We start from the raw sequence: 26,385 nt of genomic DNA, 5'->3' as shown, positions 1-26,385 counted from the left end.
GCGCTGGAACTGCCGATGTCGGGTTAGGGAGCGCAACTATGATTCGTCATGAGACCGCAGGGTTCGCCATTGACGCAGAGCCGGAGAGCGCACGCTACCGGTCGAGTCTGGCTGAAGAAGTGCTCGCGTCCGAACAGAGCGTATTGCGGCTCATCACACGCAATACGCCGTTGCCGGAACTGCTTGTTGAAGTATGCCGGCGCGCCGAGGCGCTGCTGGGCGTCGGCGCATCGTGCACCATCCTGCTGCTCGAGGAAGACGGCTGCCGCGTGCGGGTAGGGGCTGCACCGTCGTTGCCGGCGCATTACAGCGCGGCGCTCGACGGGTTGCAGATCGGCCCGAACTGTGGCTCATGCGGCACGGCGATGTTCGAGCGGCGCATGGTGGTCGTCGAAGACATCGAGACCGACCCGCTCTGGGCCGACTTCAGGCATCTCGCATTGCCGGTCGGACTGCGCGCCTGCTGGTCCATTCCATTGCAGGACGACACGGGCACCGTGCTGGGCGCGTTCGCCGTCTATTACCGCGCGCCGCGCAGGCCCGGCCGGGAAGAAGAAGCGATCCTGCGCGACATCGGCCGCAGCGTCGGGCTCGCCGTGCACCAGGACACCATCGCGCGGCGCCTCGCGCAAAGCGAGGAACATCACCGGCTGGTGATCGATCACCTGAACGAAGGCATCGTCGTGCAGTCGCCGGAAGGTGTGGTGCTGGCGTGCAATCCGAGCGCGCAGCGCATGCTGCACGCGAAGACGAGTCTCGTCGGCAACAGCATCTATAGCGTGCTCGAGCGTGCCGTGTGGGAAGACGGCTCGCCCATTCCCGAAAGCGAACAGCCGACCCGCCGTGTGCTCGCGAGCGGCAAACCGCTGCTTGGTCTGGTCGTCGGCCTTGTGCTCGCCGATGGCGAGATGGTGTGGATCACCGAAAACGTCGTACCGATCATCAAGCCGGGGGAAACCGAACCGAGTTCGGTCCTGATCTCGTTCAACGATATCGGCCCTGTGCGCGAGGCGCATCAGCAATTGAGACAGCTGGCGACGCGCGATTCGTTGACGGGCCTCTATAACCGCGCATACCTCGGCGACCGGATGCGCGAGCTGTTCGAACCCGTCGACGGCAGCGCGCCGCCCGAGCGGATCGCCGTACTGTTTGTCGATCTCGACGGCTTCAAGAAGGTCAACGACACCGCCGGACACGACGCGGGCGATGTGCTCCTGCGCAGTGTCGCGTCACGCCTCGCGCGCTGCGTGGGTGAAGCCGATACGCTCGCGCGGGTGGGCGGCGACGAATTCGTGATCGTCGTCGCCGGCTATCGCGACGTCGACGATCTCGCGGTGCTTGCGCGTCAGGTGCTCGATACGATCGCCGTTCCGTTCGAGGTCGCCGACAACGAGTATTACCTCGGCGTCTCGATCGGCATCAGCGTGTCGCCGGGCGACGGGCAGGATGCGACGATGCTGATGCGCAACGCGGATTCCGCGATGTATCACGCGAAGCAGCGTGGCCGGAACAACTTTCAGTTTTTCACCGCCGAGCTGAACCAGCGTCTGCAGCGGCGCTTCACGATCGAACAGTCGTTGCGGCGCGCGCTCGCCGCCGGTGAGCTGAGCCTCGTCTACCAGCCGGTGATCGACAGCGGCTGCGGCCGCACGATCGGCGCGGAGGCGCTCCTGCGCTGGCACCACGAAGAGCTGGGCCAGGTCTCGCCGGCGGAATTCATTCCGGTTGCAGAGGACACGGGGCTCATCATCGCGATCGGTCACTGGGTGCTTGAACGCGCCTGCGAGCAGGCCGCGGAATGGCGTCGCACGATCGCGCCGGATCTCGTCATCGCCGTGAACCTGTCGCCGCGCCAGTTCAACGACGGGCTCGTCGAGCGCATCGGCGCGTGCCTCTCGCGCACGCGGCTCGACCCGGGCGCGCTGGAACTCGAAATCACCGAAGGCCTGCTGATGCGCGACAGCGAAGCCGTGCTGCCGATGCTGAGGGCGCTCACCGGCATGGGCGTGCGCATTTCCGTCGACGACTTCGGCACCGGCTATTCGTCGCTGTCGTATCTGAAGCGCTTTCCGCTGCACAATTTGAAGGTGGACCGCTCGTTCGTCGCCGGTCTGCCGGATCACCGCGATTCCGTGGCGATCACGCAGGCGGTCGTCGCGATGGCGCATTCGCTGGGGATGAATGTGACGGCGGAAGGCGTCGAAACCGCGGAACAGGCGGCTTTTCTGCGCTCCATCGGCTGCGACAAGCAGCAGGGTTATCTTTTCAGCCGGCCCGTCGAGGCTCGCGCCTACGCCCGGCATCTGCTCGCCCCCTATGACGCACCGGGTATGCAGCTGGCGCGCTGACAGGTGGGATGCAGGCGCGCGGCCCGCTAAATTCTTTGCGCTGGGTGCCCGCGTGGATTAAATTGCATTCTGCCGTCCGGTTGAACAGCGGCGCACGGACGGCTGTCACGCCGGAATGTGCACCACGAGATTTCGTCGGGCATGATAGGGTGCGCAGGCAGGCAACGCGCGTGCTGCCTTGCGGGACGGCATCTGGATCCGCAAGACACGATCGACGAATCAAACAAGAGGAGAGGTCATGAAAGCAATGCAGATGTTGAAGGCGCTGGGCGTGGTGGTCTGCGTGTCGGTGGCTTCGAGCGCATGGGCCCAGTCAAGCGACGCCATGGCGCCCGCCTCGGCCCCGAGCGCGAAAGCGACCAAGAAGGCGGATCGCAAGCTCGGGCAGGACGTGCGCCGTGCGCTGTCGAAGGCGCAGGGATTCGACGTATCGAACGTCTTCGTGCGCGCGCGCGGCGGCGCCGTCGTCCTGACCGGCACCGTGCCGGAAGGCGGGCAGGTCGCCCAGGCCGAGGAAGTGGCCAAAACGGTGCCGGGCGTGACGTCGGTCACGAACAAGATCACGATCGGCACGCAGGGCGGCGGAGGCTAAGGCTGCCTGAGCCCGTTTTTCCCGCGATTTCCGCATTTCGACGAAACGCTGCAAGGCCCGCGCCTGGCCATGTCTGGTCAGGCGCGGGCCTTGCTATTGCTGGAGGCATGGGTGCTGGATGCGGTTTTGCCCGCGTCCTTCCCCGTTCTGGAACCCGTAATATAATCATCGGCTAACCCCAAGCCAGTCCGCGATGCGCGGGCACCGGCCGCACAAGGATCGCAAGCCCGTTATCCCATGACAAATCCTTCCGGCTCCTACGGCGATGAGCCGCTGGTCACCGTTTCGGTTTCAGGCGACGACGGTTCCGGCAATGCCGGCAGTTACAGGATCAAGGCGCCTGCGGGCGCGTCGGCATCATCCACGCGCTGGATCATGCCGGGCGAAACGGTCGACATCGGCGACCTGTCGATTGAACGCGGCTTCTTCTATGTCGGCGATTTTCGCCGCGCGCGTCCGGGGCCGGTCGACGCGTGTGTTGTCGATACCGGCGCACAGGTCGCGCAGGAAGGTGCCAATCCGGCCGCCGACATCGGCATCCTGCCGCCGGCCTATACGACGCTGTCGGCCGAAGAGCGGCGCACATACCTCGAATGGCTCGCTTCGCCGCGCCGGAAATCCGACATCCATACGCGGTATCTTTTTCTGCATCTGTTTGGATTCGAACGGCGCGTGCTGCTCGACGGTGCGGCCGGCCGGGTCAGTGAAGCCGAATACGGCGAGATGACGCGTGAACTGCAACGGATGCTCAATCTCGACGCCGACTATTCGTGGCAGCGGCACGTGCGCAATCTGCTCGAGATCATTGGCCTCATGACGGCGCGAACCGGCAAGGTCTACGACCAGGCGCCGCCGAACGGCTCGGCGACTGGCTATCAGGTGCCGCTGAATGTGCGCGTCGCGTTCGGTCAGGCTGCGCTCGACAACCATCCGGTGCCGGCAGGCTGGGCGCTCGCGTGGGTCAAGCTCGATCCGATGATGATCCGTCGCGCGGCCGTCACGCGGTGTCCAGACGAATTCGACCGGGTGTTCGTGCGCAGGTATCGCGAGCGTTTTCACGAGGGCATGCTGGTGCCGGTCAACCGCACGCGGCTCAACGTGCTGCCGCAGCCCGCGTTCAAGGCGCTGCAGAACGTGCCGCTCCCCGGATTTCTGCTCGGGTTGCCGGACGTTGCCGCGGTCACCGGCCCGCGCAACCGGCTGCAGTTGCTGATGAACGAATCCGCCGACGCGCTCGGCGCGTTCAGCCGCTATCTCGGCCGCAATCCGGAAGCGTACGGCTCGCTCGAAGCCACGCTCATGTTGCCGCCGGACGTCTGGCCCGATGCGACGCGCGACGCGATTGCCGCGCTCGCCGCCGAAGTGTCCGGTGCGACGAGGCTGACTACGTTCGGTGCGCTCCTCTCGCGCTTCAAGGTGATGGGCACGCTCACGCGCGACAAGCTCGCGTCGTTCAACGCCGCACTCGCGCAGGCGGGTATCGCGGTCGAGCCGGACGTGCGCCTCGGCGCCCGCACGCCGAAACCCGACGACGCCGTCGCGCTGTTCGTTGCGCCCGCAACCAGCGCGCTCGCGCATACCGACGACGCGTATGTCGTCGCGACGTTGATGGTCGATCTTGCCGCGGCGGTGGCGAGGGCGGACGGCGCCGCGTCGGCGGCGGAAATCGCGCTGATCGAGCGGGAAATCGCCGCGTGGTCGCATCTCGAACCGCTGCAGCAGACGCGTCTGAAGGCACGAAATCTCGTTCAACTTCAACAGGCGGTGTCGGGCGCGGGCTTGAAGAAGAAGCTCGAACCGTTGCCCGCGGCGGTTAAACAGGCGATCGCCTGTTTCCTCGTGCAAACCGCGAATGCGGACGGCACGGTGTCGCGCGAAGAAGTGAAACTGCTGGAAAAAATTTATCGCATGCTTGATCTCGACCCGCAGCGCCTCTATATCGATCTGCATCAGGGCGCGAGTGCTGCGTCGGGTTCGGGCGGTGTTCGCGCTGCCGGGGCACGTCGCGTTGCAGGCGCGGTGAAAACGGGCAAGGTACCGAAAGCGGGCGCGCACGATGCACGTTCAACAAACGAAGGATTCGTGCTCGATACGGCGCGGATCGCGGCGCTTCAGCAGGAAACCGCGCGCGTGTCGGCGATACTCGCCGATGTGTTCGTCGAAGAGCAGCCTGCGGTAGCGGTCGAAGCATCGAACGCGCAGGACGCCGTCGAGCCGGACGAGCCGGAAGAGGTCGCGCCGGCACCTGGCGCGCTGCTCGGTCTCGACGACGCGCATTCGACGTTCCTGCGGCTCCTTGTATCGCGTCCGGCGTGGACGCGCGCCGAACTCGCCGACGCCGCGGCGGACCTCGAACTGATGCTGGACGGCGCGATCGAACAGGTCAACGAGGCATCGCTCGATCACTGGGACGAGCCGCTCACGGACGGGGACGACCCCGTGGAAATCAATCAGGACCTGGCACAAAGGCTGGCAGCATGACAACGATTCGCCCGAAGGACCGCGATGCGGTCCTGCAGTCCCTGCGCGCAGGCGTCGTGCCGCGCGCTGGACAGCATCTGATTCAGGTGGGCCGCGCGCGTGAACTCGAAGCGCTGTTGCAGGACGTGGAACGGGTCGCCGATGGCGGGTCGAGCTTTCGCATCGTCGTCGGTGAATACGGCGCGGGCAAAACGTTTTTTCTGAACCTGGTTCGCGCAATCGCGCTGGAGAAAAAACTCGTCACCGTGCACGCCGACCTGAATCCGGACCGGCGCCTGCACGCGTCCGGCGGGCAGGCGCGCTCGCTGTACGCGGAACTCGTCAAGAACATGGCGACGCGCACGAAACCCGAAGGCGGCGCGCTCGCAGGTGTCGTCGAAAAGTTTATCGGTCAGGCGAAGACCGAGGCGAAAGCGACCGGCCGCACGAGCGAAGCTGTGATTCGCGCGCAACTCGCGCAGCTGACCGAAATGGTCAATGGCTACGATTTCGCGGATGTGATCGCGGCGTATTGCCGGGGTTTCGAAGAGGGTAACGAGCAGCTGAAAAGCGACGCGGTGCGCTGGCTGCGCGGCGAATTCTCGACGCGCACCGATGCACGCAACGCGCTCGGCGTGCGCACGATCGTCGACGATGCCAGCATGTACGACCAGTTGAAACTGCTCGGGCGCTTCGTGCGGATGGCTGGTTACAGCGGGCTGATGGTGTGCCTCGACGAACTGGTGAACCTCTACAAGCTCGCGAACGTGCAGGCGCGAAACGCGAACTACGAGCAGATCCTGCGCATTCTCAACGACTCGCTGCAAGGCTCGGCGGCCGGGCTGGGCTTCGTGCTGGGCGGCACGCCCGAATTCCTGCTCGATACGCGGCGTGGCCTCTACAGCTATCCGGCACTGCAGTCGCGGCTTGCGGAGAACACGTTCGCGACGAACAGCCTCGTCGACTATAGCGGGCCAGTGATCCGTCTCGCGAGCCTCACGCCCGAGGATTTCTACGTGCTGCTCGACAAGATCCGCATCGTCCACGCGTTTGGCGACGCGGGCAAGGCGCTGCTGCCCGTCGAAGCCATCCAGGATTTCATGGCGCATGCCGCCGCGCGCCTTGGCGAAGCGTACTTCCGCACGCCGCGCACCACGATTACCGCGTTCATCAATCTGCTTGCCGTGCTCGAACAGAATCCCGAAGCGGACTGGCGTCAGTTGATTGGCGGCCTCGAAGTCGAGCGCGACACCGGCGGTGCAGCGGACATCGCCACGGACAGCGACGATGAGCTCACCAGCTTCCGGCTCGACTGATTCACGCAGTTTCGACCTGCTCGACGAGCGGATCCGTCGCTGGATCTGGCGTGAAGGCTGGACGGAGCTGCGCGACGCACAGGAGCGGGCGGTGCCCGCGCTGATCGGTGCGGACCGCGATGTGATCATCGCGGCGGCCACGGCTGCCGGCAAAACCGAAGCGGCCTTTCTGCCGATCCTCTCGAACCTGCTGCGCGAGCCGCGTTGCGTCGGTTCCGTGCTGTATATCAGCCCGCTGAAGGCCCTGATCAACGATCAGTGGTCGCGTCTCGCGCGGCTGTGCGAGTCGCTCGACATTCCGGTGACAGGCTGGCATGGCGATGTATCCGCCGGCCGCAAGCAGCGCTTCCTGAAGCATTCCGCGGGCGTGCTGCTGATCACGCCAGAATCGCTCGAAGCGTTGTTCGTCAATCGCGGCGCGTCACTCGCAGGAATTTTCAGCACGCTGCGGTATGTGGTCGTCGATGAGCTGCATGCGTTTGTCGGCTCCGAGCGCGGCATGCAGTTGCAGTCGCTGATGGCGCGCGTCGATCACGTATGCGGCCGGTCCGTGCCGCGCGTGGGCCTTTCGGCGACGCTCGGCGACATGCAGCTCGCCGCGCGCTTTCTGCGCGCGCGGGCGCAGAAACCCGTCGACATCATCGAGTCCGGCAGTGCAGGGCAGGAACTGAAAGTGCTGATCAAGGGCTTCGTCGAAACGGGCGCGCGGCTCGACTTCGATCTCGCGCCCGACGAGCGTCCAGCACTCGAAGACGACGTGCCCGGCAGCACGCTAGAAGTCGCAAACCAGATCTATCGCGCGCTACGCGGTTCGAACAACCTGATCTTTCCGAACAGTCGTCGTCTGGTGGAAAACTACGCGAGCCTGCTGCGTCGCGCGTGCGAGCACGACGGCTATCCCAACGAGTTCTGGCCGCATCACGGCAGTCTCTCGAAGGAGCTGCGCGAGGAAACGGAGCGGGCGCTGAAGGCAGGCGACCGGCCCGCGAGCGCGGTGTGCACGACGACACTCGAACTGGGCATCGACATCGGCGCCGTGAAGAGCGTCGCGCAGATCGGGCCGCCGCCTTCGGTGGCGAGCCTTCGGCAGCGCCTCGGCCGCTCGGGCCGCCGCAAGGGCGAAGCGGCGATCCTGCGCTGCTATTGCGTCGAGGCGGAACTGCGCGACGACTCGGATCTGTCGGATCGCCTGCGAGAAGGTCTCGTGCAGTCGATTGCCATGGTGCGGCTGTTGCTGCGGCGCTGGTTCGAACCGCCGCGCGCGGGTGGACTGCATCCTTCGACGCTGGTGCAGCAGATCCTGTCGATCATCGCCGAGCGCGGCGGCGTGACGGCGATTGACCTGTGGCAGACGCTCGTTGTCGAAGGCCCGTTCGATACGATCGACAAGCCCACCTTCGCGGCGATCCTGCGCAGTCTCGGCAGCCGGGATCTGATCGTGCAGGAGCAGGGTGGTTTGCTGCTGCATGGCATCGTGGGTGAGCGACTCGTGAATCATTACGCGTTCTACGCGTCGTTTTCGAGCGATGACGAATTCAGTGTCGTCGCCGGCATCCGGCACCTGGGTTCGTTGCCGGTATCGCATCCGTTGACGCCTGGACAGAGCATCATTTTCGCCGGGCAACGCTGGCGCGTGCAGGACGTCGATGCGGAAAAGAAGACTGTCTTCGTTCATCCGGATCGTGGCGGCGCTCCGCCCGTTTTCGATGGCGCAGGCGCCCGTGTCCACGACGCAGTGCGGCGCGAAATGTTCCAGGTGCTCGCCGAAACGGAGCCCGTCGCGTTTCTGGACGCAAAGGCGCAGATGCTGCTCGATGAAGCGCGGCGATATTTCGTTTCGTCGAACCTTGCGACGCAGGCGATCTTCGTCGCGGGCAGCAGCGTAATGCTGGCAACGTGGTCCGGCGACTGGGTCAACGATGCGCTCGTCGTGCTGCTACGTGCGCAGGGTCTTGATGCGTGGAATCAGGGGCCGGCGGTCAGTGTCCGTGCTGCGGGAATCAGCGCGGTGCGCGACGTATTGCAGCAGATCGCGGCGATGACGGTGTCAGAAACGACGGCCGCGTTGCAGACGATCCAGAACGTCGATAACGAGAAATGGGACTGGACACTGCCCGACGATGTGAAACGGACCGCGTATGCGTCGCTGCGGCTGGATCTGGCCGGGGCGGTGGCTGAGGCCCGGCGGCTGGCGGTCGCGGAGTCGGCGTAGCGTGGCGCAACTTGAAGACGTCGTCGAAATCGTCGGCGTCATGACGTAGTTCAGGTTTTTCGACTGCGACGTTGCCCGGTCCAGCGTCGTCTGTTCAATTCCGGCAGGACCGGCCCGCCGACCGCATTGCGCGACCAGGTACGGCCGGCCCCGTAAGCGCCTCAGCTAACGCCGCGATGTTTTCGCGCGCGGTGCAGTCCGTCGCTCTTTTTGTGCAGGTCCACTTCGCGCCTGCGCTGCCGGATTGTGCGCAGCCGTCGCCATGATCCACTTTTTGAATGCGATGACTGCGTCATCGTCCGCGCGATCGGCGTTCAGGACCAGCGTGTAATCGGGTCCGCGCGACGCCGGCTCTGATATCGGACACACGAGACGCCCCGCTGCGATCTCGCGCTCAATGAGCGGTAGCGACGCCAACGTCACGCCCAGGCCTTCAGAGGCTGCGCCCAGCTGGAGAAAAACATGATCGAAGTCGAGATGGCGGGCACCCTGCAGGCCTGGCGAGCCGGCCTCCCGTAACCAGTCGGACCAGGCTGTGCGCGTGCTCGTGGAGTGAAGGAGCGTGTGGTTTCGCAAATCGGCGACGGTCCTGATCGGGTGGCTTTGCAGCACCGCGGGACTACAGGCGGGAAGGCGCAAGTCGGGCATCAGCGTCGTTGACATGAGGCCCGCTGCGTCCTCGGGTCCTGAACGCACGCCGACGTCGAATGCATCACCGACGTAGCGCAACCTGCGTGAGGTTGTCGAAACCCGCACATCGATGTCCGGGTAGTGCACCTGGAAATCTGCCAGGCGCGGTATCAACCAGCACAAAGCGAAGCTCGCCGGCGTATTCACCCGCACGACGCCGGTTATACGGCGCGTAGCGGACTCGTGACGCAGCCGGGTGACCGAACTGCTCAAGCGCGCGAAAGCACCTTTGACATCGTTGAGCAGCGCAGCGCCTTCGTCGGTAGGAACGACGCCGCGTGAACGGCGCTCAAAGAGCGGAACGCCGAACCAGTCTTCCAGCAATCGAATCTGTTTGCCGACCGCCCAGTGCGTGACGTGCAGATCGCTCGCCGCAGCCGCGAAACTACCGAGGCGGGCGACCGCCTCGAAGTGCCGCAACGCATTTAACGGGGGCAACTTTTCCGCGTCTTTACCCGTGCCTTTGTCTGTGCTCATAACGTGACTTTTTCTCCCGGCTGACTCAATTTTACGTCAGTTGTGGCACGTTCTGGACGAACCTAGACTACGGGTGTTCTATAACAAACGCTCGAGCTGGGGCAGGCGCCCATGCCTGAGCGATCCGGTTGAACCATGAGACCTTTCTATTTCTCTTCTCCAACGGCGGGCGTAGCCAACGGCCCCGGCCAGCCGACCTCCGTTCCACGCACGCGCGTACTGTGGCTCTCGTGTATGGCGCACGCGCTGCACGACGGGTACACCGACATGATCTACGCGTTGCTTCCTGTCTGGCAGGCGGATTTTGGACTCAATTACGGTGCCCTGGCTATTCTGCGCGGCATCTATGCGGGCACGATGGCGACGCTGCAATTGCCCGCTGGGCGCCTCGCGCGTGCATGGGGCACGCGCTCGACGCTTGCGTTCGGCACACTGCTGGCCGCGCTGGGCTATGCACTCGCAGGGATGTCTGGAACCCTGTTGGGCTTATGCGTCGCGCTCGCCATCTCTGGAAGCGGCTCAAGCACGCAACATCCGCTGGCCTCGGGCGCGGTCTCGCGCGTATATGGACGCAACGCTCGAGGGCCGCTCAGCGTTTACAATTTTTCGGGGGACCTCGGAAAATCTGTGCTGCCGGCGGCGATCTCGCTGCTGATAACCATCATGCCGTGGCGCCACGCGCTTTGGGCTGTGTCGACGGTTGGCGTTCTGGCCGCGGCAGTGATTGCACTTTTTCTCCCGTCGGTGCCGAGGGGCGAGCCTTCCATAGAGGAGACGTCGCGACAGAACAGCAACGGATCGCGATCGGGCTTTTCACTACTGTTCACGATCGGCGTGCTCGACACAGCCGTGCGTATGGGGCTGTTGACCTTCCTGCCGTTTCTCCTCAAGACGAAAGGCATCTCGCAACCGATGATGGGTACGGCGCTCGCGCTCGTTTTCATCGGTGGCGCGGCCGGCAAGTTCGTGTGTGGCTGGCTCGGCGCGCGCGTCGGCGTAACCGGAACTGTGCTCGCAACCGAAGGCGGTACGGCAGCGTTGATTCTTGCCGTGATCTGGCTGCCACTGACGCCCGCTGTGATCCTGTTGCCGCTGCTTGGCGTGATGCTCAACGGCACATCGTCCGTCCTCTACGGAACGGTGCCCGAACTGACTTCGGTCGAGCGTACCGAGCGGGCGTTTGCGCTTTTTTATACCGGCACGATCGCTTCGGGCGCACTCGCTCCGGTTGCTTACGGCTTTCTGGGCGACCGGATCGGCGTACACGGTGCCACTATTGCGACTGCGGCCACGGCGCTGGCCGTCTTGCCACTGGCGCTTGCCCTTCGTTCGCATCTACGCACGACATGAGCTTTACCCGGGACGCGCTTCGTCTGTTATCCGGCGAGCCAGGACAGGTTTCGACACAGGTCGGCGCTTGAGCGCAGGCATCCCGCCTGCGTCGGCGCATTCGTGAAATCACGACGCAGTGCGACGCCAGCATCGGGTCGGCCTCGCTCTGGATCGCTACTTCACCGTCACGCGGAGGTTCACTCAATGAATAGTGTTCCGCAGGCCCCGTTGATTCTGATAACGGGTGGGGCCCGTGGCGTAGGCGCGGCGACTGCGCGGCTTGCTGCCGCACAAGGTTACGATGTAGCGATAAGCTTCGTCTCCAACGAGCCTGCCGCTCTTGCGGTGGCGGCCGATGTGGAGGCTGTCGGACGCCGGGCTTTGCCCATGCGCGCAGACAGCGCGGATCCAGAGCAGGTCGCCCAGCTGTTCGCCGCGATCGACCGGGAGTTCGGCCGGATCGATGTATTGGTGAATAACGCTGCGATCATTGCGCAGCAGTCCCGGCTGGAGGATTTCGAATTCGAGCGGATGCAGCGTATCTTCGCAGTCAACTCGATAGGCCCTATGCTCTGTGCGCAGCAGGCAGTGACGCGAATGTCGCGTCGTTACAATGGTCGAGGTGGCGCTGTGATCAACGTCTCATCGGCATCGGCCCGGCTCGGCAGTCCAAACGAATATGTCGACTATGCCGCCTCGAAGGGGGCACTTGAGACATTCACGACGGGCTTCGCCAGGGAAGTCGCGCGGGATGGGATACGCGTCAACTGCATTCGCCCCGGGCACATCTACACCGACATGCATGCCAGCGGCGGAGAGCCGGGACGGGTGGATCGCGTCAAGGACTCGATCCCGATGGGAAGAGGCGGTCAACCTGAAGAGGTTGCGCGGGCGATCCTGTGGCTGGCCAGCGCGGAGGCTTCCTTCATCACCGGCACGTTTCTCGATGTCACGGGCGGCAAGTGAGCAACAGGGTGCGGCACCGGACGCATCCATCGACGCGCTATCTTGAGCATCCGCGCCCAGGTGCGCTCGATATATGGCTACCTGATCGTCAACCCGTTGGTCGGCTACGGATCAATGGGTATGCCGGCGGCTTGAACCTTCTGGTGCGGATGAACGGGCGACATGGTCGCTGAGGTGGCAATAGCGTACGATGGCTCAATCACGCATGCGCACCCAATTGCGAGACAATTGAGGACGCCGGCCGCATCTACATGCGTGCGCTCCGGCCAATCCGGGCAGGCGAAGAGCTATTCATCGAATACCTGCTCCCGCTTGAGACGGGCACTTTCGCGACGTCGATGCGAAATGGTTGCCGAACCCTTGTCGCTATATTCTTGAGTCCGCGAGGCGCGGAAAAACCCATGAAAAAAGGAAAGACGAAACTGACCCGCCATGATGCTGAGCGCCTTTTCGAGGGACTGCCTCAAGGGAACGTGAGAGCATCGAGCCGACCCGAAAACCCATTCGAAGCAGGTGCGTTCGATGTGATCGAGCGCGTCGGCGACCAAACCAGACTCTGGAAAGACAACCTTATTTCTCTTCCGATGGCGATCGAGTTGCCTGCTGGCTACGAATCCATATCCCGCACGCGTGAGTCGATGGCGAGGGCATGGCGCGTGAAGTGGGTGAGGGAAGACAAAAGCGAAGTTGTCACGGAGTTTCCTGAAGGTTGGACAGCCGTTCGCCCGGCAAGCGGACCCATAGAGTTGCGGGATCCCTCCGGCGTGGTCCGCGCCCTGTTCGGATGGGCCGAGGATGCTGAGCTGAGGATTCTGCCGCGGTATCTGGTTGAGTCGCAATCGAACGGTTCGAGCGGACTGGGCAGCCTGGTTATCCGTGATCGCATGAACGGTCAGATTCTTGAGAGGTCGTCGATCTGGTCTGCCCAAACGGGTAATAACCATCCGGACTGGGTCAGACTGTCGGCGTGGCTCAACGTGCACTATCCACACCATCGCGACCCGCTTAGGTACTGGGAGGATTGCGAGAAAAACATCCAGAACTGAGATACTTTTGCGCTCTTTTTGCGTTTGCCGCGCCCAGATCTTTTCCTCCAAAGACAACGCCAGCGCAATGATCTGGGGTATTGAGCGCCCGCGTTGTAGTCGGAACACTCGAAACCCATTGCAAGTGCACGCTGCTCACTCGTCAATCACGGCGATTACTGCAAATACCGGACTATGAGGCGTGTGGCTTCGTCGATGAGGACTTCAAACGCTTCGTTTGAGAGACTTTCAGAATGGTGCACAACTGCCGTATGCGTCAGCGCCTCTATTGACGTCACGCACACAAACGCCGCAAGCCCCAGGTCGACTGCGCGAAACTCCTCACAATGGGCCTCGAGGTAGGCCCTGAACAGGGCGTAGGTTTCCCCACTCAAGACCTCGGTATTTTCAGGTCTTCCTGTGCGCGGAATCTGCTCCGCAAGCACGCGATGTAGCTCGGGATCGATGCGATGCGCCTCGATCGCTGCGTTGACAAGCACGCGCACCGCCTGTTCCATCGGGAGTGTTGCAGCGTCAGCGAGCGCGTCACGTACGACCTGCATGAGCTCCTGACTGTGGCGCTCGATGACGGCGGTAACGAGCGCCTCTTTGGATGGGAAATACTGGTAGAGCGAGCCAACGCTCACGCCCGCCTTTTCCGCAATACGGTTCGTGCTGGCTTTATCGAAGCCATCCCGGACCAGAATGCGAGCTGTCGCTTCAATCAAGGCATCGACCGTCACGCGCGATCTCTCCTGAGAGGCGTGTTTACGGGGTTTGGTAAGCGGTTTTCGCGCCATTTTTCACGCTCCAAATGCGAGTAGGTGAATGCGAGTCATCACTCGTATTATGCATCTGGTGAGTCGATTTCTACGAAGCAGCCGACGTGGATCGAACGCACATCGCAACCTTTGATGACGAAAGGAGACGTCCCGTGATCTATCAGCCTTACTCAAAACTTGTTGCCATCAAGCGATGGGCCGATCGGGGCCTCTATGATGCTGTCACCCGGAATTTCGACCGGCTGGGCAGTGAGGATGCGTCAATCATGCTCCGCATCCTCGACCATATCCATGTGGTCGACAGAATCTTTCAGCATCACCTGCAGGGACTGTCGCACACGTTTCAGGCGCCGCGATCGGAGAGCTTGCCGCAACTCGAGATGCTTGAGGGGAGTGCGCGCGAAGTCGACGACTGGTACGCGAACTATGTGGATAGCTTGACGGAAAGCGATTTCGAACAGCCTGTCGATTTTGTCTTCACCAGCGGAAAGCCGGCGCGCATGCGCCGGGGCGAGATCATCCTGCATGTATGCCTGCATGGAACCTATCATCGGGGCAACGCTGGCGCCGTTCTGCAATTGAAAGGCATCGCGCCGGGTCGTGATGCGATTACTGACTTTCTCGAAGACACGGCGTAATACGGGGTGGCAATCACTTCATGTCCGCTCCGGAGATTCGGGATGGCGAGCGCCAGCGTGTGTGGCTCGCGATGCTGGTCGCGCAGGATAGCGACTGTCTGTTGCTCGACGAACCGATTTCCGCGCTGGATATTGCGCATCAGATCGAAGTGCTGAGCCTCGTGCGCTCGCTGAGTGAAAAACGCGGCTTGAGCGTGGTCGTCGTGCTGCACGACATCAACATGGCGGGCGGTTCTGCGATGACCTGATCGCGCTCAAAGGGGCCGGCTGCTGATGGCCGGCCCGCCAGCCGAATTGCTACGTCAGGATGCACTCGAGCAGATCTACGGCATACCTATGGGCGTCATCCCGCATCCGCACGGAGGCGCGCCTCTCACGTTCGCACACTGACCGCGTGATTCAGCGGGCCGCTTTCGCACATATGCAATTGAACCGCTGCTCGTGCATGCCATGCCGATAGCAGACTCATTGCAACCCGAGTTCGCTATCGTCGGCTTGAACTGGGGGTGCGTCGTCAGGCGTGACTTGAGGCCCCATCGTCGTTCCGGGTGACGCCAGCGAGCCGGTCACGAAATACGCGTGAAGGGCGTGCGAAAAGCGGTTCAGCGAGGTCAGGATGGCCGCATTGGCACGCGTTAGCGCGTTGTACCCGAGCACGGCGGGAATGGCGACGAACAGACCGCAGGCGGTCATGATCAGCGATTCGCCGATGGGTCCTGCCACCTGATCGACCCTCGCTTCGCCTGCTACCCCGATGGCAAGAAGCGCGTGATAGATGCCCCAGACTGTGCCAAACAGGCCGACGAAAGGTCCGGTGCTGCCGATCGACGCGAGCATCGCCAGTCCACGCTGCAAATCCGAAGCTGTCTCGTCGACGGTCTCGCCCAGACAGCGCGCGATCCAGTCCGACATGTTCAGGCGGCCGTGCAGATGAATGAGTGTCCGATGATGGTCAGCCGCCTCGTGGCCGGTGAGAGCAAGCGCAGCGAATGGATTGCTGGAAGAGGGCGAAGCCTCGTCTCCGAGTTTTTCCAGCCCTTCGTGAAAGCTGTCGGAATGCCAGAATAGTCGTTCGGCATCCCGGGTCATGCGCCTGACCCGCACGACATCCCATAGCTTTAGCGCAATGACGGTCCAGGAAAGCAGCGCCAAGACGATGAGCGCGAGCACGATGCCGCGCGTGACGACATCTCCCTGTTCCCATACATTTTCCATGCCGTAGTGTTGCATGGCTGTTTTCCCGTAAGGCTGCCCGGTACAGCTAATCGGGCGGAAGGTTCGGGTCGGATCTGGCGCGGGTCCCGACATGTATCAGGAGCGTTACGTTTGCCACGAGACGAATGGAATACCCCACACGGATAGCAACGTTCAAAGAAGCGTGCGTCATTATTGGGCAACGCAAAACCCGTGGCAAGAGAACTGGGCGCCTGAGGGCCATAACGCCCAGCTTTTGCTGGTTGTCCGCCCCCAGGAAGTTTCACGCTCGAGGTCGGCGACACCCGCAGCCTTGGAGCGCAACACCAGGCGTTCTACCTGGCGCACGCTCAGTCGAAGCCGCTCCGCAGCGCGAACAAGGCACTGGACACAAAGATCAAAATAAAAGGGGCGCCCGCAAAGGCTGACTGGCGCGGCTCTCCCCAATCCTCAGAAAAAAGCGAAACGTTTCTGAATTTAAAGGGCCAGACAATGCACGCAAAAAACACCGGCTACGAGAGCCAGCCACTTTTCCGCTGATGAAGGTGCATTCCAAAGCCGGGAAAAGACATGCTGGAGTAATCGCGTCCTGTCCACGCGTTCCAGCGCTGTACACGGTTCGGTTGACGGAGGCATCAGGTTGCCTGGCCGCGAGTCCAGTACTGACAGCAGGCCGAAGATTATTCCGGCTGCGATGTAACGTCGTTTCACGTAGTTCGTTTTGCGAGTCATGCGGACGGCCGGCAGACCGTGATGGAACGGCTGCGCCGGCATGGTCCTGTTGCCCTCAGGCGGTTGCAACTTCTGCCGCAGTTGCGACTGGCTCGCCCTGATCGACGAAGTCGATCGTCAGATTGCCGTCGGCTGAGCTGGACAGCAGAATCTTCGCGGGCGGGCTGCCTGCCGCCATACGCATGAGCAGTTCACGGGAAACCGACGGCAGGATGCGCTGGTTGAGGAACGCATCCACATTGCGCGCGCCGGATTCGCGCGCCAGACACAGTTCGGCCATTGCGCCGATGAGCGAGTCGTCGCAGACCAGCTCGACACCGTGCTGCCGGCGCAGGCGTTCGGCGACCTTCTCAAGCTTCAGGCGCACGATGGCGGCGAGCGCGGTCACGTCAAGCGGCCGGTACACCAGCGTCTGGAAGCGTGCGAGCAGCGCGGGCTGGAAATGTGCAACGAGCTGCGGATGGATGGCTTCGAGGAGCGCAGCCTGTGCGATATCCGGACTGTCGGTCGTAACCTCGTCAATCCGGGCGCTGCCGAGATTGGACGTCATGAGGATCACGCAGTTGCGGAAGTCGATCTCACGTCCTTCGCCATCGCGCATCGCGCCGCGGTCAAAGACCTGATAGAAGATGTCCAGCACATCACGGTGAGCCTTTTCCACTTCATCGAGCAGCACAACGCTGTATGGGCGCTGGCGCACGGCTTCTGTCAGGATGCCGCCGCGGCCGTAGCCGACATAGCCCGGCGGCGAGCCCTTCAGCTGCGATACGGTGTGCGATTCCTGGTACTCCGACATGTTGATCGTCGTGAGGGCGGCTTCGCCCCCAAAGAGCAGGTCCGCGAGGGCGAGCGCGGTTTCCGTCTTGCCGACGCCCGAGGGACCCGAGAGCAGGAATACGCCGAGTGGCGTGTGTTCGTTCTTCAGGCCGGCCTTTGCGGTGCGAAGGCTTTCTGCAAGTGCAGCCAGCGCGTCGTCCTGGGCAACCACGCGCTTCGCGAGCTGGTCTTCCAGGGTAAGCAGGCCCTGCAGCTCATCTTCGAGGAGATTGCCGACCGGTATGCCGGTCCATTCGGCCACCACGCGCGCGATCGCCTGGGCGTCGACGTCGGCGAAGATCAGTGGCGTCTTGCCCTGGGCGCTAGCCAGCGCCTGCCGTGCTGCGGCGAACGATGCTCCATCACGCGTGGCTGGATCGGTGTCGCGCTGCTCATGCAATGCGCCGACGAGTCGCAGTTCAAGCGCGTAACGTGCCCGCAGTTCTTCCATCTCGCCCCTGGCACGCACGAGCGCTGCATCGAGTGCGTCGCGCCGTGCCGGTGCGTCCTCGATACCAGCACGCTTATCCGCATCGACCGTGGCGCGTTCCAGTTCGAGTGCGGCGACGGCAGCCTGCGCGCGCTGCAGTTCCGCCGGATGCGACTCAAGACCCATGCGAACGCGGGCGGCTGCCGTATCGATCAGGTCCACCGCCTTGTCCGGCAACTGTCGCGCCGGGATATAGCGGCGCGAGAGCATCACGGCGGCCACCAGCGCCTCGTCACGGATGTGGACGTTGTGATAAGCCGCGTAGCGCTCCTTGAGGCCGCGCAGCATCAGGCAGGCGGCCGCATCATCGGGCTCGTCAACCTTGATCATCTGGAAGCGCCGCTCGAGCGCGGCATCACGCTCGAAGTATTCCTTGTATTCCGACCAGGTCGTCGCGGCGATCGTGCGCAGTTCGCCGCGCGCCAGCGCCGGCTTGAGCAGGTTGGCGGCGTCGGCGCCGCCGGCCGCGTTGCCCGCGCCGATCAGCGTGTGCGCCTCGTCGATGAACAGCAGGACCGGTTCGGGCGACGCCTGGACCTCGTCGATGACGTTCTTCAGGCGCTGCTCGAATTCGCCCTTCACGCCCGCACCGGCCTGCAGCAGGCCCAGATCGAGCGTGAGGATGCGCACATCGCGGATCACGTTCGGTACGGTGCCGACGGCTACGCGCAGCGCGAGGCCTTCAACGAGCGCGGTCTTGCCCACGCCCGGCTCGCCTACGAGGATGGGGTTGTTCTTGCGGCGCCGCGCGAGCACGTCGACCATCTGCTGGATCTCGCGATCCCGCCCAAACACGGGGTCGATCTTTCCCTCACGCGCCTTCGCCGTGATGTCGATCGCGAAACGGGCGAGCGCGTCGCCTTCAACATTGCGCCTTGTTGCCTGGGCAATATTGCCTTCCGGCGCGCGTTCGACGGCGCCGCTGTGCGCCGGGATAGCGGTGCGTTCCGAACGTGCTTCCGGCTCCTGCGGGTGGTTCTCGCTGGTTCGCCGCCCGAGGCGCGGCAGCAGGCGTTCGATCTGTGTGGGGCTCACCGACAGCAGTTGCCAGGCATTGGTCGCGCGAAGGACATGCGGCGCCTCGACGATGGCCTGCAGGACGTGACCGGAGCGGATGGCCGGATCGCTTCCATGATCGCCGCGATCAGCGTGGGTCGACGCATGAAACCAGGCATCCTGGACGACGACAGCCAGCTGCGGAGAGAGGCTGGGGCGGCCGCGCAGGTTGCGGGGCGTGTGATCGATGGCCCTGAGCAGGACATCCCACACGGCGTCGATGTTCAGTTCGTAGTGGTTCATGATGGCTGGGATATCGCCGTCCCCGGCTTCGAGCAGCTTGATCAGCCAGTGCTCGACCGTGATCTCGTCCGCGAGGCGTGTCTGGCACAGGCTTGCTGCGGCCTCGAGCGCTTTCGCGCAGTATGGATTGAGCCGCTGCAGAAGCTGGCTGGCGTCGCGAGAGAAGGGGGTTCGGTCGTTGAGCACGGTCATGGTCGGGCTGTTCGCACATCTGAAGAGGGGCGGCCCGGCTGGGAGCGGCCGCCCCTTGCAATAAAAAGGCCAGCCCGCGCGGGCGGACTGGCAACGGAAGGCCGGTAATTCCGAGGACCGCCGGGGATGGCGGACCGGCCTCCAGACCACTGGTGGATCAGGAACGCTCGTTCCAGGTATCCTTGTGAATGATGTTGCCGTCCTTGTACGACCAGGTGACCGTCTCGTAGCGCAACTCGACCTCTTCGAGGTGGTTGTGTTTTTCGTAATCCGGATCCTTGATGTCCAGCATCTTCGGACGCACTGCGACGATCTTCACGTTTTCGAGTTTCGTGTTGAAGTATTCCTTTTCCTTGCCCGCGTCGTCGATCTTGTACCACTTGATCTCCGCGGACTTCAGGGTCTGGCCGCTGGTGACCGCCTTGTAGAGGTACGGGGTCGACGCATCGGTTTCCTTGACGAGCGTGATCGGCGAGTGAACGCGGGTGCCAGTCAGCTTGCCCGTATTTCCGTCGGTCGGAATATGCAGGCTGTGATTGAATGCCGTGATTTCGACGCTGCCCTCGCGACCCTGGACGGTCACCGAACCCTTGATGTCAGCACCACCATCGTCCTTCAGCCACATGTATGACGGAATTGCCATTTCTTAACTCCCTTCGTTTTACAGCGACAATCGCCCGGGGTCAGTCACCGGGCTTCACAATCCCAAAGCAGGGGCTTCGGGTACCTTAAAACGCGTTATCCAGTGACCCGTTTGTGCGTGCCGGCGCCGGGCCTGACTGTGGAGCCCCCTTGTCGGCGTCGGGCACCAGCGTGATTTCCACGCGGCGATTCTTTGCACGTCCTGCTTCGGTGTCGTTACTCGCGATGGGCCGCGTATCGCCATAGCCCTGAATGGCGAACTGGGTGGCAGGAATACGTTGCTCACGCTCGACGCCCAGACGCTGCACTACTACAACCAGGTGCAGACCTGGCACACGATGACGTGGCCGTCGAACAATCCGCAGAGCGCCGGCACCCGGATCGAATGGCAGACCGATACGGCTGGTACGAACAAGAGCTTCGAGTTCAGTGGTCGCTGGGCGCTGGTGCGCATGCTCGAGCGGGCAAAGGTCGAACCGGTGGACAGTGCGACCTACCAGCTGACGTGGCAGGCGAAACCCGAAGGCGTCGATCCGAAGCAAGTCATGACAAAGGTCGACGCAACCGCCGACTCCGCGGCGCTCACGACACAGGAGCCGCTTGCGCCTGTGCCCTCGATCATGACGCATCCGCTGAGCTACCTGATCCGCACGGATGTCGGCAAGGGTCCGCTCGAGCTGCTGGCACTCAGGGGCTTTACGCTGCCCTCGCGTATCTTCATCGATCGCCCGGCGCCTGTCGCGAAGCAGCCTGTGGCCGCCGGTCCGCCGCCGCTGCCCAAGGCCGCACTGGAGGCCGCGAAGCATGCTGCCGTGCCGATCCCGCAGGGGAGCGTACCGGAGTGAAGATCCACGCACGCCTGAATACGGTTTCCCGGTAGTCCGATATATGGCAAAACTTCCCCGCCTCTATATCCCTGGGCAACCCCAGCATGTGATCCTGCCGGGACTCGACGACCGTCCTGCATTTGTTGACGAAGTGGACTGCAACATCTTCGTCAACTGCCTGCGGGACGCTGTGCGTCGGTACGAAACAGGAATTCACGCCTGGGCGCTGCTGCCAGGTGGTGTCCATCTGGTTGCCACGCCCGCCAATGAAACCGCACTATCGCTGACCATGCAGGCGATTGGCCGACGGTACGTTGCCATCTACAACGCACGCCACGACAGGAGCGGGCCGCTCTGGGCAGGACGTTACCGGGCAACCGTGATCGAGCCCGAGCGCTACCTTCTGATGGCGAGCCGGCTGGTCGAGCGTGCTCCGGTGCGTGCGGGCCTCGCGACTGCTCCGGAGAACTACCGCTGGTCCAGCTACCGGCACCATGCCGGCCTCTGCACCGATCCGATTGTGAGCGAGCACGCTCTCTTCGAGGCGCTCGGCAGCACGCCTTTCGAGCGCCACCATGCCTGGAAGCACCTGTGTGGCCAGCCGCTCGATGAAGGAGAGGTCGCAACCCTCATGGCCGCCACGCTCAAGGGATGGGCGCTCGGCAGCGGCACATACCTGGCGTGGGCCTCGGGCCGCGCCAATCGCCGGATTAGCCGCCTGCCCCGAGGCCCTCAGCGTAAATCCCCAGAAGCGCCTGCGCAGCCGCAGGACAAGCCCGCACATTGCCAGACGGATTACCCCTACCATGACAGAGCCAACCCGAGATAACGAGATCCTGCGCTACTACGAGGCGGAAATGCGCTATCTGCGCGAAGCCGGCAAGGAATTCGCGCAGGCGTTCCCCGATCGCGCGCGTGAACTGGATCTTGACCGCGTCGGCGAGCGCGATCCGCATGTCGAACGACTCTTCGAAGGCTTCGCCTTCCTGATGGGGCGCCTGCGTCACAAGCTCGACGACGAGTTGCCCGAGCTGACCGAAGGCCTCGTCAGCATGCTGTGGCCGCATTACCTGCGCATGATCCCGTCGCTCGCCATTCTCGAGCTCATCCCGGAGAAGGGCGCGCTGCAGAAGCACGAAACGCTTGAAGCGGGTCTTGAGGCCACGTCTGACCGGGTGGAAGCAGGGTCCAATGCAGGCGACACCGCGATCGAGTGCGTCTATCGCACGACGCAGGAAGTCGACCTGTATCCGCTCGCCCTGAGTGAAGCGGGGGTCTACGCGCGCGAGGATGGACGCTCCGTGATCCGCCTGCGGCTGGCCATCCAGACCCAGGCCGAACGCGAGCGGCTGCAAGTGCCACGCCTGCGCCTGTACCTGAATGCAGACCGGCCCGTTGCGCTTGCCCTGTACGCCGCACTCACGGCAAAGCCGGTTGCGATGCAGGTCCGTGTGCCGGGCTGGCCCGAGGACCGGCCCGGTGCCCCGATGCCAATGCCGGGACTGCGCCTCGCGCCCGCAGGCTTCGCGGCCGAAGAACGGCTCTGGCCGAAGGCCGACAACGCATTCGGCGGATACCAGCTGCTGCTCGAGTACTTTACGTTCCCCGAGAAGTTCATGTTCGTCGACCTGCTTGGGCTCGACATTCAGGCGATTCCCGCGTCGGCGATGTCGCTCGATGTCGAGGTCGTTCTCGAGCGCCCGTATCCGGATGACATGCGTTTCACTGCGGACAACGTCCGCCTGAACTGCACGCCGGTCATCAATCTTTTCCCGGTGGGCGCCGATCCTGTCACGGTCACGCAGCACGAAACCGAGTACCGGGTACGTGCGCGTGCCGAACACGGCTCGCTGGTCGACATCTATTCGGTCGATGCCGTGGATTACTTCGAGCGTGGCCGGCGCTACGAATATGTGCCGTTCGCGGCGTTCCGCCATCGCGGCGGCATGCTGCGCCACGACATGCCCGAACGCTATTACCACACCCGGATGCGGCGCGGTCCGTCAGGCCGGTTTGACACCTGGATCGTGCTCGGCGGCCACGCCTGGGATCAGGCGAACACGCTGCCCACCGAAACGCTGTCGCTGTCGGTAACGGGCACCAACGGAATGCTGCCCCGCAGGGCGCTGCGCGAAGCAGGCATCACGCGCATGCGCGGCGGCTTCACCAACATCGGCGCGGTGCGCAACCTCACGGCGCCGACCCTGCCGGTCTATCCGCCCACGGGTGACCGGTTCCAGTGGCGTGTACTCTCGCACCTCGCCCCGAACTACCTGTCGCTACTTGATGCGGAGATCCTGCGCGGCTCGCTCGCGCTCTACGACTGGACCGACGGCGAACTCAACAGCCGGCGCATCAACGCCATCACCGACGTGCAGCACAGGCCGCTCAGCAAGCTCGTCAAGGGCGGGCTACTGCGCGGCGTGGAGATCACCGTGACCCTCGACAGCGGCCGCTTTGCAGGCAACGGGGATCTCGAACTCTTCGGCAGCATGCTTAACCGGTTTCTTGGCCTCTACGCGACACTGAACCTCTACACGAAGCTCGTGATCGTGGCCCAGCCCACGGGGCAGCGTTTCGAATGGCCCGAAACCAAGGGTGGAGGGGCACCGTTTTGAACGCCCACACCATGCCAGCGTCGGCAACACCACTGCTGCCGGCCATCCTCGACGACGCGCCACGGATGAACTTCATCCGTTTCTGCGAGCTGCTTGAGCTGGCCGCACCCGATGCGCCGCCCATCGGCACGACGGATTCGCCGGCGGCCGACCCCATCCGGTTCCGCTCGCGCGCGCAACTGGGTTTTCCCGGGCGCGAGATCGACACGGTCCGCTACGACGCCGACAACCCGTCGGCGCCGGTAGCGGTGGTGACGACGTTTCTCGGACTCTATGGCGTCGACGCGCGCATGCCCGCGTACTTCGTCGATGAGGTGGCGCAGAACCGTGACGGGGCAGAGCGCCTGTCGGCGTTTCTCGACCTGTTCCATCACCGCGTCATCACGCAGTACTACCGCGTCGCCCGCAAATACCGGTATCCGATCGGCTTCAGGCGCGACGGCACAGATCCGGTGTCTCGCTATCTGCTCAGCTTTGCCGGATTTGGATTCAGCACGTCCACACGCATCGCCACGTCCGTTTACGGGGTGCCCGCAGCCGCAGGGAAGCACGGGTCATCTACCGCGCGCCAGCAGCTCTCGGAGGTAGCCGACAAGTGGCGGCTCCTTTCGATGCTCGGGCTGGTCATGCAGAAAACGCGCACCGCGGAAGGGCTGGCCGGCGTGCTGAGGCATGCCATTCCGGACGCCTCGATTGAGGTCGAGGAGTTCCATCCCGTGTGGCGGGAAGTGAACGACCCTGAGCCTGCCGCACTCGGTGAGCAGTGTCTGCTCGGCCGCGGCTTCTACGATCGGGCAAATACGGTGCGGGTCGTCATCACACCCGCGTCGCGTGAGACTGTACTGGCGCTCGTGCCGGGGCAAGCCGCCCACCGCGAGATCATGACGCTGCTGCACTTCTATCTGGGCTACGAAAGCGAAGCGGATCTGGAAATGCACGTGAGGGCCGACCTGATGCCAAAACCCACGCTGGAGCCGCGTCAGTCGAATCTGGGTTTTACGGCACAACTGGAAGCGCCGGCCGCACTGGTAGCCAGCGCGCCGACGCGCATCACGCGCGTGCAGCTCGGCCGCTGGAACGGAGCAGGGGAGGCAAACGCGTGAAAGACAGCAAAAAAACAGGAGTATCTTCGTAATGCACGCAAACACGAGAAGCGCGGCATACCGCGCAAGCCTGGCGATCGCAATACTGTCAGCTGTGGCTACGGCCGGATGCGGTGCCGCACAGGCGGTTAGCGACAGCGCCGTGGGCGCGGCGAAATGGGCGTTCACAACCCAGGTCAAGACGATGAACGTGGACCTCACAGGCCGCGCGTCAATCAACTCAGATGCCACAGGCCAATCGCTCTCGGCGGTGGTAAGGTTCTATCAGCTGAAGGATGCAAAGACCTTCGCACAACTGAATTATGCGCAGTTGCAGTCTGATGATCTAAACCTGCTCAAGGTGGATCTGCTGGCCACAAAGGACGTTGTGTTGCGCCCGGGTGCCAGCGCGAGTCTTGCCGAACCGATGAACCCGGATGCGCAGGTCGTGGGTGTGGTTGCGTTCTTTCGGGAGCCGGTACAGGACAAGACGTGGAAGCTCGCCATCCAGAAGAAACAGTGGAAGAAAACTGACCCCGTCAAAATTGAGGTCAATGGCAACGAGCTGGTGCTGGTAGGTGCAGATTCACAGCCAGTCAAACACGAAGCGCCCAGGCAGGCCATACCGGCAAGCCCAGCGTCGGCGGTGGCGCCGGTCCTGCAGTCGGGAGCCCTCAGGCAGGGCTGAGCGATCACACTGAACACGCCTTTTCTGCAACCGGACCGCGCTGCACTTCGTGCAATGCGGCGCGGCTCCATTTCCTGAAGGAGAATGACTTGAAGAAACTGCTTTCACTGGGGACCTGCATCGGCGCAGTGGCGCTGCTTTCAGCCTGTTCGGGCCTTGATCGCAGCCACGAGATTGCGCTCAACCAGGCCACCGGCATTGAGGTGACGCAGGGTGAAAACGGCGTGCAGATGCGCCTGCCCGAGAAGGTGCTGTTCGATTTCAACCAGTCGGCGCTGCGCGCGGACGCAGCACCTGCGCTGGCACGCGCGGCTGTGCTGCTCAAGCGCAGTGACAAACCCGTGATCGTCGAAGGGCATACGGACAACGTCGGCACGCACGAATACAACATGCAGCTGTCGCAAGCGCGCGCCATGACCGTTGCCCACGCGCTCGAGGAACGCGGCATTGCGCCCTCGCGCATCAGGACAAGGGGCTTTGCTTACGACCGTCCCGTAGCGAGTAACGACACGCCTGAGGGGCAAGCCAAAAACCGCCGCACTGAGATCGTGATTGTTGGCGAGTCGGAAGACCGGATTATGGGCAAGTGAGAGGATGCACGAACTGCAGGGGAGCATCCCGGGCTTCCGCAGTTAGTGCGAATGCCGTGCTAGCGTCGGACACCGCCATCTGGCGGGTTTCGTCAGTCCGACTGTGATTGGCTGGCTCAAAGGCCAGACCGGCACACTGTCGTCTGGCCTGTACCTGGTTGCCGGTTCGCTGACCTTGTCCGTCTTTCTGATCTGGGCCTTCAGGATGACGGGTAAGGGTCTGACGGCGCGACGAGCAAGTTCTGCAAGTCGTTGCGGTGACCCGGCAACACGGAAATTTTTTTGTTGTCTGAAGATGTCAAAAGCCGGTTTTTTTGTTGTTCGGAGTCTTCCATAATGAATGTGAACCGCGTCCCCAAAGCACGTGCGCGGCAGCG

Annotated in this window: 20 protein-coding genes and 3 pseudogenes; 17 read left to right on the top strand and 6 right to left on the bottom strand. The window is 63.3% G+C overall.

The genetic code is table 11. The features are described 5' to 3' along the window. Positions 1–38 precede the first annotated feature (38 nt). The 5 genes from LPA36_RS26595 to LPA36_RS26575 all read left to right on the top strand — a co-directional run bounded on the left by LPA36_RS26595 (position 39) and on the right by LPA36_RS26575 (position 8,928). Entirely contained in the window at positions 39–2,348 is a 2,310-nt protein-coding gene (locus tag LPA36_RS26595; RefSeq protein ID WP_228883289.1) for a putative bifunctional diguanylate cyclase/phosphodiesterase, read from the top strand. 238 nt (positions 2,349–2,586) lie between these two features. After that, positions 2,587–2,940, top strand: a complete 354-nt coding sequence (locus LPA36_RS26590) for a BON domain-containing protein (protein ID WP_228883288.1) — start codon at positions 2,587–2,589, stop codon at positions 2,938–2,940. A gap of 237 nt (positions 2,941–3,177) precedes the next feature. After that, complete coding sequence (locus tag LPA36_RS26585) at positions 3,178–5,421, top strand: tellurite resistance TerB family protein (protein ID WP_228883286.1); 2,244 nt, start codon at positions 3,178–3,180, stop codon at positions 5,419–5,421. Further along, positions 5,418–6,716: an ATP-binding protein gene (locus LPA36_RS26580; RefSeq protein WP_228883284.1), complete on the top strand. Its 1,299-nt coding sequence runs from the start codon at positions 5,418–5,420 to the stop codon at positions 6,714–6,716. The genes LPA36_RS26585 and LPA36_RS26580 overlap by 4 nt, the downstream gene beginning before the upstream one ends. After that, a complete protein-coding gene (locus LPA36_RS26575; protein ID WP_228883282.1) occupies positions 6,688–8,928 on the top strand; it encodes a DEAD/DEAH box helicase in 2,241 nt (746 codons plus the stop codon). The genes LPA36_RS26580 and LPA36_RS26575 overlap by 29 nt, the downstream gene beginning before the upstream one ends. 165 nt (positions 8,929–9,093) lie before the next feature. Here the strand turns inward: LPA36_RS26575 and LPA36_RS26570 are convergent, their stop codons facing one another. Beyond that, positions 9,094–10,095 carry a LysR substrate-binding domain-containing protein gene (locus tag LPA36_RS26570; protein ID WP_228883280.1) on the bottom strand — a complete coding sequence of 334 codons (1,002 nt, stop codon included), beginning with the start codon at positions 10,093–10,095 and terminating at the stop codon, positions 9,094–9,096. A gap of 135 nt (positions 10,096–10,230) precedes the next feature. Between LPA36_RS26570 and LPA36_RS26565 the strand changes: the two genes are divergently transcribed. The 4 genes and pseudogenes from LPA36_RS26565 (at position 10,231) to LPA36_RS26550 (ending at position 13,439) form a co-directional block, all read left to right on the top strand. Next, a complete protein-coding gene (locus LPA36_RS26565; RefSeq protein WP_228883278.1) occupies positions 10,231–11,445 on the top strand; it encodes an MFS transporter in 1,215 nt (404 codons plus the stop codon). A 186-nt stretch (positions 11,446–11,631) separates the two neighbouring features. Then, a complete protein-coding gene (locus LPA36_RS26560) occupies positions 11,632–12,393 on the top strand; it encodes an SDR family oxidoreductase (protein WP_228883276.1) in 762 nt (253 codons plus the stop codon). A gap of 188 nt (positions 12,394–12,581) precedes the next feature. Beyond that, positions 12,582–12,683, top strand: a pseudogene (locus tag LPA36_RS26555) (SET domain-containing protein-lysine N-methyltransferase); the annotation flags it as partial. Positions 12,684–12,794: 111 nt separating this feature from the next. Then, positions 12,795–13,439 (top strand): hypothetical protein, encoded by a 645-nt coding sequence (locus tag LPA36_RS26550; RefSeq protein ID WP_228883274.1) that lies wholly within the window; start codon positions 12,795–12,797, stop codon positions 13,437–13,439. Between the two features lie 155 nt (positions 13,440–13,594). Here LPA36_RS26550 and LPA36_RS26545 read toward each other — a convergent pair whose 3' ends face one another. Continuing rightward, on the bottom strand, positions 13,595–14,161 hold the full coding sequence (locus LPA36_RS26545) for a TetR/AcrR family transcriptional regulator (protein WP_228883272.1): 567 nt from the start codon (positions 14,159–14,161) through the stop codon (positions 13,595–13,597). Between the two features lie 191 nt (positions 14,162–14,352). On the opposite strand from LPA36_RS26545, the gene LPA36_RS26540 reads away from it, so the two are divergent. Both LPA36_RS26540 and LPA36_RS26535 read left to right on the top strand, forming a co-directional pair. After that, a complete protein-coding gene (locus LPA36_RS26540) occupies positions 14,353–14,838 on the top strand; it encodes a DinB family protein (RefSeq protein WP_228883270.1) in 486 nt (161 codons plus the stop codon). Between the two features lie 44 nt (positions 14,839–14,882). Next, positions 14,883–15,228 (top strand): annotated as a pseudogene (locus LPA36_RS26535) (Fe3+-hydroxamate ABC transporter ATP-binding protein FhuC); the annotation flags it as partial. A gap of 75 nt (positions 15,229–15,303) precedes the next feature. On the opposite strand, the gene LPA36_RS26530 reads toward LPA36_RS26535, so the two are convergent. The 4 genes and pseudogenes from LPA36_RS26530 to LPA36_RS26515 form a co-directional block, all read right to left on the bottom strand. Next, positions 15,304–16,068, bottom strand: a complete 765-nt coding sequence (locus LPA36_RS26530) for a MotA/TolQ/ExbB proton channel family protein (RefSeq protein ID WP_228883419.1) — start codon at positions 16,066–16,068, stop codon at positions 15,304–15,306. 751 nt (positions 16,069–16,819) lie between these two features. Beyond that, a complete protein-coding gene (tssH, locus tag LPA36_RS26525; protein ID WP_228883268.1) occupies positions 16,820–19,561 on the bottom strand; it encodes a type VI secretion system ATPase TssH in 2,742 nt (913 codons plus the stop codon). A gap of 157 nt (positions 19,562–19,718) precedes the next feature. After that, complete coding sequence (locus LPA36_RS26520; RefSeq protein ID WP_228883266.1) at positions 19,719–20,204, bottom strand: Hcp family type VI secretion system effector; 486 nt, start codon at positions 20,202–20,204, stop codon at positions 19,719–19,721. An 85-nt stretch (positions 20,205–20,289) separates the two neighbouring features. Further along, positions 20,290–20,478 (bottom strand): annotated as a pseudogene (locus LPA36_RS26515) (OmpA/MotB family protein); the annotation flags it as partial. A gap of 3 nt (positions 20,479–20,481) precedes the next feature. Here LPA36_RS26515 and LPA36_RS26510 point away from each other — a divergent pair. The 6 genes from LPA36_RS26510 to LPA36_RS26485 all read left to right on the top strand — a co-directional run bounded on the left by LPA36_RS26510 (position 20,482) and on the right by LPA36_RS26485 (position 26,008). Continuing rightward, complete coding sequence (locus tag LPA36_RS26510) at positions 20,482–21,048, top strand: type VI secretion IcmF C-terminal domain-containing protein (RefSeq protein WP_324250986.1); 567 nt, start codon at positions 20,482–20,484, stop codon at positions 21,046–21,048. Between the two features lie 43 nt (positions 21,049–21,091). Then, on the top strand, positions 21,092–21,859 hold the full coding sequence (locus LPA36_RS26505) for a transposase (RefSeq protein WP_228883264.1): 768 nt from the start codon (positions 21,092–21,094) through the stop codon (positions 21,857–21,859). Beyond that, positions 21,837–23,648, top strand: a complete 1,812-nt coding sequence (gene tssF, locus LPA36_RS26500; protein ID WP_228883262.1) for a type VI secretion system baseplate subunit TssF — start codon at positions 21,837–21,839, stop codon at positions 23,646–23,648. Before LPA36_RS26505 ends, tssF begins: the two co-directional genes overlap by 23 nt. Before the next feature lie 11 nt (positions 23,649–23,659). Next, on the top strand, positions 23,660–24,751 hold the full coding sequence (gene tssG / locus LPA36_RS26495; protein WP_228883418.1) for a type VI secretion system baseplate subunit TssG: 1,092 nt from the start codon (positions 23,660–23,662) through the stop codon (positions 24,749–24,751). Positions 24,752–24,782: 31 nt separating this feature from the next. Further along, positions 24,783–25,418, top strand: a complete 636-nt coding sequence (gene tssJ, locus LPA36_RS26490; RefSeq protein WP_228883260.1) for a type VI secretion system lipoprotein TssJ — start codon at positions 24,783–24,785, stop codon at positions 25,416–25,418. 89 nt (positions 25,419–25,507) lie between these two features. Beyond that, positions 25,508–26,008, top strand: coding sequence for an OmpA family protein (locus LPA36_RS26485; protein ID WP_228883259.1), 501 nt, complete (start codon positions 25,508–25,510; stop codon positions 26,006–26,008). Positions 26,009–26,385 lie beyond the last annotated feature (377 nt).

This window comes from Paraburkholderia saeva (genome assembly GCF_907164555.1).
Lineage (GTDB): Bacteria > Pseudomonadota > Gammaproteobacteria > Burkholderiales > Burkholderiaceae > Paraburkholderia > Paraburkholderia saeva.
This window is presented reverse-complemented; position numbering and strand designations above follow the sequence as displayed.